Here is a 14,724-nt window from a genome sequence, read left to right as displayed (position 1 = left end):
ATTTTCTATTCCCTGAAACTAATTTAAAATAGAAGCCACCTAATTATATCATTTTCTACCTTTTTTCTTCCTCCTTAATATCAAATCCGCTTAATTCAGTATAAAAAAATGTTCCATTTTCAGCTATTGTTATATTTCTAGATATCTCTATCTTCCCACACTTTTCACACTCCCCACCCTTCCCACACTCTTTATCTAATTTAGACCGATACTACCGGATTTAATATTATTCCCTATTCCCTATCCCGATAAAAACCTACCTGTCATTCGACAGGCAGATTTTTAATACTTTTAGATTCTTGATTAATTGAAGAATTAAGTAATTTTTAAGTCACGAAATAAAGACTCAAAATATTTAGCTCATAGATGTTGCTGCTTGTTGACCAGGTGTTGGCATTTCAACTTCCTCTTCCTCATTCGGGTCTACTGAAGAAACTTCAATATGATTTAATAGGGTAGTTACGAAAGAAAATAAAAGGAAGGGTAGAGACAAGACAACAACTAGGGCAATAGCTCCCAGAGCATAGACTTGGTTACTGCTAGTCCAAAGGGCAACTCCTCCAGCAATGCTCAAGAATACTACTATCAACCAAACAATAATCTGGCCATAAATGTCGCCGAAGGTGAGGGTGCAACTAAGCCGATATTTTTGGAAATTATTCATCATTTTACCTCGTTACATTACTTCAAATTTATAGGTTAGACCGCTTGTCAAACTAAGGTAAGATTTCTCAAGATTTTGATCGGAATTGTTACGATACTTTACATTAAAATATTCATTAAAATTATAATTTTTGTTTAATTTTATACCGAAGTTTTAATTCTGAAGAAAAAATAAAGAAAATACAAACTATTTTTTTTCAAAGGGGAGCTTTTTGAGAATAATTTTCCATATTTAACATACAGAGGAAATACAAAGATTTGTATTTCCTTAAGTTAGTTGATATTTAATCTAACCAAATTTCCCACCAAGAACCTGATTTAGATTCTGATGATGTAACTGGTTTAATATTATTAATTTTTTCCCCTTGATTAATCTTTCCTTCTGCTTGTTGANGAAATACAAAGATTTGTATTTCCTTAAGTTAGTTGATATTTAATCTAACCAAATTTCCCACCAAGAACCTGATTTAGATTCTGATGATGTAACTGGTTTAATATTATTAATTTTTTCCCCTTGATTAATCTTTCCTTCTGCTTGTTGAGCTGCTTCTTCTTTAGTTCCTGCTTCGACTATTATATCTCTACGGTTGAGTGTGACACGATATTTCATATTTTTTTCACCTCTTTAGTTTATAACTATTCAGATAGACTCGATCATATCATGTGCCTTGAAAAATATGAAAACCGGATTTATGTCATTTTAAACCCGGTTTTTTTTAACTATTTTGTTTTTTTTATTGAACATTTTATTTCAAGAATTAAGAATTTAGAATTAAGAATTTAGAATTANACTCGATCATATCATGTGCCTTGAAAAATATGAAAACCGGATTTATGTCATTTTAAACCCGGTTTTTTTTAACTATTTTGTTTTTTTTATTGAACATTTTATTTCAAGAATTAAGAATTTAGAATTAAGAATTTAGAATTATATCAAATCCGCTTAATTCGGTATAAAAAAATTTTCATCTTCATCCCTGAGCAAATATTTCTAAATTCTCTTCCCTCCTGACTCCTGACTCCTGACTCCTGACTCGTCGATTAACTATCTAATTACACCGATACTACCGGATTTGATATTACCTCTCCTTGAAAAGAAGAGGATTGACGAATAGGAAAATTTTTATTTATTATCCCCTTAAAAGGGGAGGCTTTAAACCACAATATTTCGGTAAGCATTGAGCTATTAGAATTCAGCTCTCATTTTTTGCGAATTAATTTTTTTTCCTACAGAATGCTGAGATTTCTGTTAACTCTATTTTTCCTGAATCTTAGGGATATTCCTACATTTTTTTCTGGTAATTAATCATCAGGATATGAGATTAAACAGGTTTAGTTAAATCAGCACAATAACTATCATTTACTACTTGAGAATTAATATTTACAGGCTCCATATCTGATGATTCTGGTAGCCTCCTATTTATAGGGTGAAATTTGACTTTTTTACAAACAACCTGAGAATTACTTATAGAGGCATAATCCCAAGTAAAAATTTCTGAATCTCTAATTGTTGCATTAGCTGGGGATCTAAAAAATCCACTTAGTAAGACTAATTCTAGGGTGATTAAACCAATAATTATGTATTTTAACATAGACCCTCCTAAATTTATTTTGAATAATTAGTTTCAAGTACACAATCTTAGGCTTATCTATATTATCTCATGGTTTTTCTTTCAGTGTCAAGATAGTTATAAGCATTCAGCCGTCAACTAGCCTCTTTTCCTGTGGAATTCTGCGCACACAGCTCTCAGCTTTTTAATAAGACCTTTAACGATGAAATAAATTAAGTAGGCTTCGCTTAATTTATACTATAAAAATCCTATTTTATTCGTGGAAAAAATATCTGATTTNTATCTATATTATCTCATGGTTTTTCTTTCAGTGTCAAGATAGTTATAAGCATTCAGCCGTCAACTAGCCTCTTTTCCTGTGGAATTCTGCGCACACAGCTCTCAGCTTTTTAATAAGACCTTTAACGATGAAATAAATTAAGTAGGCTTCGCTTAATTTATACTATAAAAATCCTATTTTATTCGTGGAAAAAATATCTGATTTTTAGACAACAAGCTATTGCTACAGTCAACAGGTAGGAGTTTCAGTTTTTTTATTTGCTTTTTTATTTGTTACGACCTATTTATGATTGCTATATATTTTCAACTAACCTATACAAACTAATTTCTTAATTCCTACTAAAAAGCAATTAATTAATAGCTGATGGCTGACGGCTGACGGCTGAATGCTTACCTATTTCTAGCAAATAATACTAAAGAATATTCAATAGGTTTATCTGAATTTGAAACAACTACAAATTGATAATAACCCGACCTTTTTGTTTCACCTATCCATTGATTTTCTGGAGAATCTTCTATTAATCCTCTAGACCTACGGCGATAATTTCTGGGAGGATAAATTGATAATAAAACTTCTGGAGAATTAGGTTCTAATCTGACTCGCAAAATTTGTTCATCTTGTAACCAAGCTAGATAAATTTTACCTTCTCCTGGTTGGAGAGTACCCTGAACAACTTGTCTATAGGAACCTCGTGCAAAACGAATTTCTGCTACAGATTTTCTACTTTGTAAATCTTTCATTGTATCAGTAGCGATCGCTTGCCAAACTTGACCTATTGGTAAACCAATGAGGTTTTGACCACGAGTTTGCTCTGAAAATAAATCAAGAAACTGAGCATCGGTTAAATCATTAAAAGCAGCACTACTAATATTTAATCTCCTCAGTTGAGATCGCCATCGATAAATATCATCTTTACTATAATTACCTAACCTGCGACGAGTTTCTGGACTTAGTGTTTCTAGTCTGTCTGCTAACTTATTAGCTATTGCATACCATCGCTCCTGCCATAATTTATCTTCTGAAGTTTTATTACTCAAAATTTGCCCTCTTTTTTGAGGATACTGACTGTAGAAAAATTCATCTACTAAGGGGAAAAAGAAAGATTCATCGATACCTAATTTTTTGAGGCGATCGCTCAATTTTTCTGGTTTATCATTGACAATTCTATTTTGATTAGATGCGTATTCTAACCAAAAATTACCACCTATCCAACCTATTCCTCCCATACTAAATATTGTGACTAATACTAATAAAATTGTTGACCAAATAGAAGATTTTTTGGCAACATCAGTAGTAACATGAGCTTGGGAAACTGACATAGTAGTTACATTGGAGAGTTTACCAGCAGTAACAGGAGGAGTGGAAACTATGTCTGGTGGTGCTTGGGTAGTAGCTAAGTCAATGCTAGATGGCAGATTTTCTAGTGCTTCAATAACTTGACGAGCGGTGGAAAAGCGATCGCTTGGTTTAGACGCTAACATTTTATCTAATATATTTCCCAGATTTTCACTAAGACTAATTTCCTTGCGCCAGTTAAAAGTTAAGTTCTTACCATCTATCAAAAAAGAGGGTTCCTTTCCAGTTAGTAAAACTAAAGCTGTTACTGCTAGAGCATATAGATCGCTGTCATTATTGATAACTCCTAGTCGCATTTGTTCATCTGGAGCATATCCTAATTTTCCTAACTTTGTTGCTTGGGGNGATTTTCACTAAGACTAATTTCCTTGCGCCAGTTAAAAGTTAAGTTCTTACCATCTATCAAAAAAGAGGGTTCCTTTCCAGTTAGTAAAACTAAAGCTGTTACTGCTAGAGCATATAGATCGCTGTCATTATTGATAACTCCTAGTCGCATTTGTTCATCTGGAGCATATCCTAATTTTCCTAACTTTGTTGCTTGGGGTAAAATATTACCTCCTTTGTTAGCATACTCAGAGGCGACTTTTGTTGCCGTTTCTTTGACTCCACCAAAATCAATTAATACTGGCAATTTGTCAGAAGTTTGTAGAATTATATTATCTGGAGAAATATCACGGTGAATAACTCCTAAGTTATGAATATATTCCAACACTGGTAATAGTTGCAGCAAAAATTTTTTTACTTCTGCTTCGCTAAAAAGTTTGCCTTGAAGTTTGCGGTTTTCTAGCAAAGCACGATAAGTTTTACCTTTTATATAATCTTGTACTAAAAATAGATATCCTTCCCCATTTAACTTATAGCGAAACATTTCCCGAAAACCAGGAATTTGTGGATGTCGTAACTTGTATAATACACCTGCTTCCCGTTCAAATAGTTCCTGAGATTTTTGTAAAGCGTAGCTACCGTGAACTTGGGGGGCAAATTCTTTAAGTACGCAGAGTTCCTGGAAACGGTGGTTATCTTCTGCGAGGTAGGTACGTCCAAAACCACCATGTCCTAATTGTTTGATAATTTTATAGCGGTCAGTAAGTATTAGACCTGGATATATAGGGTTATTCATAAAAATAGTGGCTAGTTTGAGCCTAAATTAAGTTCTATTTATTATATTCGGTTAAACCTAACCTTATACTGTTTCACGGAAGTTAAAAATAAACACTCAAAAGTTAAAAAGAAGATTTTATAGGCTCAAAACTTTGACTATACAGTAATTTCAGGAAATTATTTGTGACATCTTTAAAGTGAATTGGTATTACAAAAGTCGAAAGTATGAATTTCGGGGTAAAAAAGTGGGAAATTTTTAATTATTTTAATAACTAGAGGTTTTAATTAATCTATTGTTTTCGGATTAATTTTGACGATACTTCCNTAATTTCAGGAAATTATTTGTGACATCTTTAAAGTGAATTGGTATTACAAAAGTCGAAAGTATGAATTTCGGGGTAAAAAAGTGGGAAATTTTTAATTATTTTAATAACTAGAGGTTTTAATTAATCTATTGTATCTGTAGAGTAGTTGATGATGTGGCTGTGATAGTGATGTTAACTAATTACCTTAACTTCTGGAATTTTTATCAAAAGGAAGAAACATAAGCAGGTCATTAATTGATAATGGATAATTACCTCTGGTTAAAACCATCAGATTAAATACAAAGAAATAATATTTCTTTTTTCTCCTTAAAAGGAGAGGCTTTATACTTTTATTTTTCGCTCAAACAATATTTTTACTAAGTTGGGTAATTCAGGTAATAAGTTGGAGAAAGTTGTGATAATTTTGTCTTTTATTATTATAGAAATTCCCATCTCTGAGTGAGGTTCAAAATTATTCAATAATTAATAATTAGGGTTGGCTGAAAAAGTCTTATGGGTAAGGGTAGGAGTCAGGAGGTAGGGACGTTTTGCTGCGCAACATGTTTGCGGAGCATTCCGGGACGGAAAACGCATTTTTGTTACGCAAGGTCCGTAGGGAGTCAGGAGAAATGGGAATTATAGAGGAGGTAGGAGGAAGAATAGTCCTTTGATTTTTCTGCCATAGTCTACCCAAAATGCTCACAATTTCTGCTTTATCAACCAAAAAGCTCGTACTTTTTCCAGACCTAAAATTGCTCAAACCTTTACCCGTAAATGCTTTTATATTTAATCAGCCAGCCCTAATTAACAATTAATAATTAATAATTACCTCTTCTTAAAAATAAGAGGTAAGGTTAAAAATAATTTTTTTCTTTTTTTATCCTTGAAGGAGAGGCTTTAAACCTTAATTTTTCGGTAATTTTTAGGGAGTAGAGAGTAGTAATTATGGAAACAGGGAATAGAAAAGAAGAAAAAAAACTGTACCTCAGTAACTTGAGAAACGCTATAATCAATTATTTACACTTAATTATTTTTTTCCACCCCTAATACCATTTCACAGAAGTTACCCATTCAAAAGTAATTTTATATTTGGTATTAATATTCTGGATTTGTAATTTCTCCCATAAACAGAATAGTTCCAGATTTGTTATCTCTAATAGCAAAAAAGAAGGGACGATTAACTAACATATCGACAGTCATTACTGCACTTTCCAATGTTATTTTGAAGCTGGTAGTTGCTGCTGCTTCTGTTCCTGTTTCATTTACTTCAACAAATGTTTTCTGTTTAACTTCACTGATAAATAAATTCTCAGAACTTATCCCCGAAAAATCGGCTACCCCTGGCTGAAAAGCTATTTGCATTCCTAAAGATTTCAACATATCGTTGAGAGTCACTTCATATTCATTTTTAAACGTTGGCAAACCTAAATTAACTTCATAATCTTCAAACTGTTTCATCCAATTGTTCCAGTTTTTTTCATTCAAAATTTGATAAAATCCCTCTAAACTGACTTGTTCCCAGGGGAGAAATATATACATACTAGCCAGACCTTTTTTATAGGGCAAACTCACTGCCTGAAAATATTGATTATCGTAATATAAATATCTTGACGATTGGAACATAATTGGATGTTGTTTTTGAGTTCCATTGGCTAAATAAAAAGGCATCTCTCTAGTAAAATCTTCTGAAAATTGTTCTTCCCAATTTCCCTGAAAATAAATAGCATTCAATAACACCATGACATCATTAGGGTTAAGTGCTTGAATAATTTTCTCAATTTTGCCTTCAGTTTTGTCTTTTACCCAATCATTAATAATTTTCGGAATTTCAGGATTATTAAAGTCAATTTCTCTTACCTGACTCTGATAAAAATTTTGATTTACTTGCAGAAAATTTGGAGAAAAAGAGATTCCTTTGTTAGTCCAGATGGAGTTAGCAATATTTAATTTAATCTCGGGATTTAAACTATTTAATAAAATCCCTAAATCCTTATTTGCTTGATTAACTTCTGCTAAACTCATTCCCTGAAAATTTAGAGTTTTAGCCATAGCTTTTTGAGTTTCTCCCGCAGCACCATTATAGGTCATTGAGAGAGCGATCGCTATACTTATTGGTGAGATAAAAACATTTTCGTCTGATTGGGATTTCTGAATTTCTGAAAATAGTTGAAAACCAAATTTATTATTGGCAGAAACTAATTTATTCATGGTATTTTTATCTGCTGTTTGGGCTAATTTATGCTGCTTATGATTTGGGAAAATTATTGTACTGCCTGGNCATGGTATTTTTATCTGCTGTTTGGGCTAATTTATGCTGCTTATGATTTGGGAAAATTATTGTACTGCCTGGTAAACTATATGCTCCAAGAACTACAATTAAAATAGTTGCTCCTAAAGACATTTTGGCAGAAATACCAGAAAATTTATTGACAAGTTCTTTGAACATTCTTTTACCTCCTTGGAGTTAATTACTAACAATGACAATCAATACAATCAATACAATTTTCAAAATTACTCACTTTTCTGTTACAAATCATTTAAGACCACTATAGCCATTATCATAGCAGTGAGGTACAAAATTCGTTTGTTTTAGGGAATAGGAAAGAAAAAAGATAGGTATACCTAATTAACCTAATAAATATGATGTATAAAACTTACTCTTAATTTTTTGGATTTAGAATTTCTCCCATAAACAGAATAGTGCCAGATTCGTTATCCCTAATAGCAAAAAAGAAAGGACGATTAACGAACATTTCCGGAGGTAAACTTCTAACTCCTGTCACGCTAGTAACGGCCGCCGCTTCTGTTCCTTGTTCATTAACTTCAATAAATGTTTTATGTTTCACTTCATCGATATATAACCCTGATGAACTACGAAGCATTTTAGAAAAATCAGCACTATAGTTAAAAGCTATTTCCATTCCTAAAGATTTCAGCACATCATTGAGAGTAACTTTATATTCTGTTTTAAATTTTGGCAAGCCTAAATTAATTCTCTCTAGGAAAAACTGTTCCATCCAATTTTCCCAGTTTTTTTGATTTAAAACTTGATAAAATCCCTCTAAACCGACTTTTTCCCTGGGGAGAAATATAAACATACTGACACGACCTTTTTTATAGGGCAAATTCACTGCCTGAAAATCTTCATTCTCGTAATATAAATTTCCTGATAATTGAAACATAATTGGATGTTGTTTTTGAGTTCCATCGGCTAAATAAAAAGGCATCTCTTTGGTATAATCCTCGAAAAATGGTTCCTGCCAATCAGCTTTAAAATAAATAGCATTTAACAACACCATTACTAAATTAGGCTTGAATTATTCAAGAATTTTATCAATTTTGCCTTCGGTTTTATCTTTTACCCAATTATTGATAATTTTCGGGCTTTCCGGATTATTAAAGTCAATTTCCCTTACCTGACTCTGATAAAAATTTTGATTTACTTGCAGAAAATTTGGAGAAAAAGATGTTCCCTTGTCAGTCCAGATAGAGTTAGCAATATTTAATTTAATCTCGGGATTTAAACTATTTAATAAAATCCCTAAATCCTTATTTGCTTGATTAATTTCCCCTAAACTCATACCCTCAAAGTTTAAAGTTTTAGCCATAGCTTCTTGAGTTTTTCCCGCAGCGCCATTATNTTCCCTTACCTGACTCTGATAAAAATTTTGATTTACTTGCAGAAAATTTGGAGAAAAAGATGTTCCCTTGTCAGTCCAGATAGAGTTAGCAATATTTAATTTAATCTCGGGATTTAAACTATTTAATAAAATCCCTAAATCCTTATTTGCTTGATTAATTTCCCCTAAACTCATACCCTCAAAGTTTAAAGTTTTAGCCATAGCTTCTTGAGTTTTTCCCGCAGCGCCATTATAGGTCATTGATAGGGCGATCGCTATACTTATTGGTGAGATAAAAATATTTTCATTTGATTGAGATTTATGAATTTCTGAAAATAGTTGAAAAACAAATTTATTATTAGCAGAAACTAATTTATTCATGGTATTTTTATCTGCTGTTTGGGCTAATTTATGCTGCTTATGATTTGGGAAAATTATTGTACTGCCTGGTAAACTATATGCTCCAATAACTACAATTAAAATAGTTGCTCCTAAAGACATTTTGGCAGAATACCATAAGATTTATTGACAAATTCTTTGAACATTCTTTTACCTAACTAGAGTCAATTACTAACAATNCATGGTATTTTTATCTGCTGTTTGGGCTAATTTATGCTGCTTATGATTTGGGAAAATTATTGTACTGCCTGGTAAACTATATGCTCCAATAACTACAATTAAAATAGTTGCTCCTAAAGACATTTTGGCAGAAATACCATAAGATTTATTGACAAATTCTTTGAACATTCTTTTACCTAACTAGAGTCAATTACTAACAATAACAATCAATATCATATCTATACTTCCTATTTTGGTTAACCTAATAATAGCAAATGTCAAAAATCATCAACACTCAATACTACCAAATTTTCATTTTATAAAGCACTCTAATCTTGCTCTGGGAAAAACTGCTTTCCTATAAAATAGGATTGCTATACCACTTTGAAAAAAGAATGCTACAAAAAGGTAGATTTTGCTCGGATGACCCAATAGAAAGGAGCCGATACCAAATCATTTGACTTCTAGCAAAAGGAAAAACAATACTCATAAGTTTATATTTACCTCTTCTTCCTCCTTCCTTCCTTCCTTCTTCCCCCTTCCTTCTTCCTTCTTCCTTCTTCCTTCTTCCTTCTTCCTTCTTCCTTCTTCCTTCTTCCTTCTTCCTTCTTCCTTCTTCCTTCTTCCTTCTTCCTTCCTTAGTTCCTTAGTTCCTTAGTTCCTTAATCACGTTTCTGGATTTGTAATTTCTCCCATAAACAAAATAGTACCAGAATCATTATCCCTAATGGCAAAAAAGAAAGGACGGTCAACTAACATATTAACCACTATTTCCGCACTTCTAGTTCCCATTCTTACACTGGTAGTTGCTGCTGCTTCTGTTCCAGTTTCATTAACTTCAACAAATGTTTTATGTTTGACTTCATCAATATATAACTCTGGTGGAGTAAGACGCATTCCAGAAAAATCTGCCGACCTTTTGTCAAAAGCTATTTCCATTCCCAAAGATTTCAATACATTATTGAGAGTAACTTCATATTCAGTTTTAAACTTTGGCAAACCTAAATTAACCTTATGGTAGTCAAACATTACCATCCAATCTTCCCAGTTTTTATCATTTAAACTTTGATAAAATTTTTCTAATCCAACTTGTTCTCTAGGGAGAAATATATACATACTTACACGACCTTCTCCATAAGGTAAGCTAATTGCTTGAAAATCTTCATCTTCATAATATAAATTTTCAGATGATTGAAACATAATTGGATGTTGTTTTTGTCTACCATTAGGTAGATTAAAAGGCAATTCTTTAGTAGAATTTTCAGAAAATTCTTGTTCCCAATTAGCCTTAAAATAAATCGCATTTAACAAAACCATGACAGCATCTGGCTCTAGCTTGTCAATAATTTGAGCAATTTTGCCCTCAGTACAATCCTTTACCCAATTATTAATAATATCTGGAGTTTGAGGATTATTAAAGTCAATTTCACTGACTTTGCTCTGATAAAAATATTGATTTCTTTGGAGAAAATTTTGGTCGAAAGATGTTCCTTTTTTAGTCCAGATTGAGTTACCAATATCTAATTCAATCTCAGAATTTAAACTATTTAATAAATTTCCCAACTGTCGATTTGCATGATTAACTTCCTCTAAACTCATTCCCTGAAAATTTAGAGTTTTAGCCATAGCTTCTTGAGTTTTTCCACCAGCGCCATTGTAGGTCATTGATAGAGCGATCGCTATACTACTCGGCGAGATAAAAATATTTTTATTTGACTGGGATTTATGAATTTCTGAAAATAGTTGAAAAGCAAATTGATTATTAGCAGAAACTAATTTCATACTTATGTCCATGTATCCAGTTTGAGCCAACTTATCCTCCATCTGATTTGTATGATTATCGGTATAAATTTCCCGATTCCTTAACTTCATTGCAGCCCCAGGTAAATGATAGACTCCAAGAATTAGAATTAAAGCAATTGTCCCTAGAGACATTTTTGCCGAAATAGCATAACATTTATTAAAAAGTTCTTTGAACATTTTCTTACCTCAATGGAGTGAATAAATAATAATGACAATCGATTTAATTTTCAACGGTGCTAATTTATTTGTATTACCATTCTGGGCATTAATAATATTTTTGCCTAATTGGAAAGTGACTCGTAAAGTTATGGAGTCTTTTATTCCTTTTATATTATTAGTAGCCGTTTATCTTTATTTACTTATTAGTAGTATTACCCCTGAATCTGCCGCAGCTTTATCAAATCCTACTCTGTCAGATATTGCTAAATTCTTTGGAGAAGAATCAGCAGCAGCAACAGGATGGATTCATTTTTTAGTTATGGATTTGTTTGTTGGTCGTTGGATTTATTGGGAAGGACAACGCACTGGTGTTTGGACTGTCCACTCAATAATTTTTTGTTTATTTGCCGGACCTTTTGGTTTATTATCTCATATTTTAACCTCTTTTATCAGTCAAAAATTCTTCAGTAATTCTACGGAAAATACAACTTCAACACCTACTGTAGAAGGAGTACAAAATTAAGATAGTTGATTTAAAACCCTTGGGTTTATTATCTCATATTTTAACCTCTTTTATCAGTCAAAAATTCTTCAGTAATTCTACGGAAAATACAACTTCAACACTTACTTTAGAAGGAATATAAAATTAAGATAGTTGATTTAAAACCCTTTTAAATTTATATATTCTTAATCAATATTCAGTATTTTCTCAGATCCTACTAAGATTTTTAGGATTAAATAAATGATTAGAATATTTTAGGTAAGGGATAGTAGTTCAGCAATTAATAATTTTCATGTCGGCGACAGCCGAAACAATTAATAATTACCTCTCCCTAAAAGTGAGAGGATTGACGCTCAAGGAAAAAAATAATTTTTTTTTCTTGAAAATATTCGGCTTTTAACCCCAATTATTTATTTAATGATTAATTATTTGGTAAAAATTTTTAATTATGGAATAAGTAATAGGAAAAATCATTGAAAAATTATTATTAAAAGGTAAGCATTTCCTGGGTCATGTTGCGTAAACAGCTATTAGTAGTCAGCTCATCCTTTCCTGGGGAATGCTGCGCAAACAGCTTTTCCTGGTTTATGCTTCGTCAAAAGANTCCGAAAAGGAAAAATCATTGAAAAATTATTATTAAAAGGTAAGCATTTCCTGGGTCATGTTGCGTAAACAGCTATTAGTAGTCAGCTCATCCTTTCCTGGGGAATGCTGCGCAAACAGCTTTTCCTGGTTTATGCTTCGTCAAAAGATGTCTGAAAGTAATAACTTACTAAGTTTAGCTGATGACCTTTTTATTGTTGGAATTTTAACTCTCGCCATCAGACTAATTTCTCCTTTTAGCTGATGGCTGAATGCTTACATTAAAAGTAATTGATTGCTTGTTTTTATACCGCTAGGGAATAGGGAACAGGGAACAGTAGACTGTTAAATGGTTCCAGGATTTATAACTGTCCTAACCTTAATGCGCAGTGCTATATTACTTTATTTAAAATTATGGCTTTGTTGCTTATTCCTGCTAGTTATTATGCCAGCATTTCCTATGTAATCCTATGCAAAGAGGTTTTGAAAGCATTAAACAACTACTAAAGTTAGCTAATCACCTTTTTCTTTCTTGCGTAATGCTGCGCCAACATAACTTTTAATTGTCTTTAGAGACTAATTATTTATTCCTGTGATAATAAGTTAATAACTGATAACTGATAACTGAATTTATAGAGGTAAAATAATGGCAGTTCAATATGATATTGTAATTATTGGCGGTGGTTCTGCTGGTTTAGTAGTAGCTTCTGCTGCTGCTCAATTAAAAGCTAAAGTAGCATTAGTAGAAAGGGATAAATTGGGGGGAGATTGTTTATGGTTTGGTTGTGTTCCTAGTAAGTCTTTAATTCATGCTTCTCGTGTTGCTTACCAAGTAAAAAATGCTGCTAATTTTGGCATTTATACTCAACCTCCAGAAATCGAATTTGCTAAAGCAACTGGTCATGCTCAACAAGTAATAGCTAATATTCAACCCCATGATTCGCCAGAAAGATTTAGAGGTTTGGGTGTTGAAGTTATTTTTGGAGAAGGTAAATTTATAGATAAGAAAACTTTTGAAGTTGATGGTAAACAATTAACTGCAAGAGCTTTTGTTATTTCCACAGGTTCTCGACCTGCAATTCCACCTGTGGAGGGATTAAATTCTGCTGGTTTTCTAACAAATGAAAAGGTATTTTCTCTACAAGAACGACCAAATTATTTGGCAGTAATTGGCGCCGGTCCGATAGGTTGTGAATTAGGTCAAGCTTTTTCTCGTCTTGGTAGTGATGTGACTATTATTTCTAGTAGAAGTCATATTTTACCAAAAGAAGAACCGGAAGCTGCTCTAGTTGTACAGGAACAATTTGAGTCGGAAGGGATTAAGATTTTAAAGGAAACTAGGGCGGAAAAAGTGGAAGTTGTAGATGGGAAAAAGCAAATAATAGCAGGTGGAAAAAATATTATAGTTGATGAGATTTTAGTTGCTGGTGGTAGGTTGCCTAATGTAGAATCTTTGAATTTAGAAGCTGCTGGTGTAGAGGTAGGAAAGCAAGGAATTATTGTTAATGAAAAGCTGCAAACTACTAATTCTAAAATTTATGCTTGTGGAGATGTAATTGGTGGTTATCAGTTTACTCATGTAGCGGGTTATGAAGCAGTTGTTGCTTTAACAAATGCCTTATTTTTCCCTATTAGTAAAGCCAATTATCGAGTTATTCCTTGGGCAACTTTTACTGATCCAGAATTGGCAAGGGTAGGTTTAACAGAAGAGCAAGCAAGGAAACGCTATGGAGATGATGTTTATATTTTGAAGCAACCTTTTTCTGGTGTAGACCGCGCTCAAGCTGAGGCAGCTACAACTGGATTTGGTAAAATTATCACTAGGGGAAATGGAGAAATTTTAGGAGCGCATTTAGTTGGTATTTCTGCTGGTGAATTAATCCATGAAGTTGTTTTGGCAATGTCGAATAAATTGCCTGTTTCTGCTTTGACTGGGATTCATATTTATCCGACTTTATCTGAGGTAAATAGTAAAGCAGGTTTATTGTTGAAAAAGCAGAAATATGCCAAGAATTTATCGCAGCAGAATATGTTAGAGAAGTTCTTTAATTGGAGGCGCTCTTTTTAACAGTTATCAGTTAACAGTTATCAGTTATCAGTTTTCCAAAATATATAATTTTCATTATCTACTTGAAAATCTGATATTAACTGTAGTTACTGATAACTGTTAATTATTTGTTGTTCAATCATTTAATTATCTTTATTACTTGTAAAACTTTGATAC

9 protein-coding genes and 1 pseudogene are annotated in these 14,724 nt (G+C 32.5%); 2 read left to right on the top strand and 8 right to left on the bottom strand.

The annotated features are described in order from the left end of the window. Window positions 1-355 precede the first annotated feature (355 nt). The 8 genes and pseudogenes from AFK68_RS31230 to AFK68_RS31190 all read right to left on the bottom strand — a co-directional run bounded on the left by AFK68_RS31230 (window position 356) and on the right by AFK68_RS31190 (window position 11,434). Entirely contained in the window at window positions 356-664 is a 309-nt protein-coding gene (locus tag AFK68_RS31230) for a hypothetical protein (protein ID WP_094677950.1), read from the bottom strand. Between the two features lie 432 nt (window positions 665-1,096). Further along, window positions 1,097-1,273 carry a hypothetical protein gene (locus tag AFK68_RS37650; protein WP_168186728.1) on the bottom strand — a complete coding sequence of 59 codons (177 nt, stop codon included), beginning with the start codon at window positions 1,271-1,273 and terminating at the stop codon, window positions 1,097-1,099. A gap of 712 nt (window positions 1,274-1,985) precedes the next feature. Then, window positions 1,986-2,255, bottom strand: a complete 270-nt coding sequence (locus tag AFK68_RS31225; protein ID WP_094677948.1) for a hypothetical protein — start codon at window positions 2,253-2,255, stop codon at window positions 1,986-1,988. 1,960 nt (window positions 2,256-4,215) lie between these two features. After that, window positions 4,216-4,990 (bottom strand): serine/threonine-protein kinase (locus AFK68_RS31215; RefSeq protein ID WP_143438478.1); only part of this gene is annotated, 775 nt, incomplete at its 3' end. Between the two features lie 1,381 nt (window positions 4,991-6,371). After that, window positions 6,372-7,484, bottom strand: coding sequence for a serpin family protein (locus tag AFK68_RS47165; RefSeq protein WP_094677946.1), 1,113 nt, complete (start codon window positions 7,482-7,484; stop codon window positions 6,372-6,374). Window positions 7,485-7,936: 452 nt separating this feature from the next. Beyond that, window positions 7,937-8,916: pseudogene (locus AFK68_RS31200) on the bottom strand (serpin family protein); the annotation flags it as partial. Window position 8,917: 1 nt separating this feature from the next. Further along, window positions 8,918-9,397 (bottom strand): serpin family protein (locus AFK68_RS40375; RefSeq protein WP_305778163.1); only part of this gene is annotated, 480 nt, incomplete at its 3' end. A 723-nt stretch (window positions 9,398-10,120) separates the two neighbouring features. Beyond that, a complete protein-coding gene (locus AFK68_RS31190; protein WP_246844578.1) occupies window positions 10,121-11,434 on the bottom strand; it encodes a serpin family protein in 1,314 nt (437 codons plus the stop codon). A gap of 31 nt (window positions 11,435-11,465) precedes the next feature. On the opposite strand from AFK68_RS31190, the gene AFK68_RS31185 reads away from it, so the two are divergent. Together AFK68_RS31185 and AFK68_RS31175 are read left to right on the top strand one after the other, a co-directional pair. After that, window positions 11,466-11,939 (top strand): ABA4-like family protein, encoded by a 474-nt coding sequence (locus AFK68_RS31185; RefSeq protein WP_094677938.1) that lies wholly within the window; start codon window positions 11,466-11,468, stop codon window positions 11,937-11,939. Window positions 11,940-13,146: 1,207 nt separating this feature from the next. Further along, window positions 13,147-14,568 carry an NAD(P)/FAD-dependent oxidoreductase gene (locus AFK68_RS31175; RefSeq protein WP_094677936.1) on the top strand — a complete coding sequence of 474 codons (1,422 nt, stop codon included), beginning with the start codon at window positions 13,147-13,149 and terminating at the stop codon, window positions 14,566-14,568. The last annotated feature ends 156 nt before the right edge of the window (window positions 14,569-14,724 follow it).

This window comes from Hydrocoleum sp. CS-953 (assembly GCF_002260545.1).
Classification (GTDB): Bacteria; Cyanobacteriota; Cyanobacteriia; order Cyanobacteriales; family Microcoleaceae; genus Trichodesmium.
The sequence above is the reverse complement of the archived record's forward strand: the minus strand, read 5'-3'. Positions and strand labels throughout refer to the sequence as shown.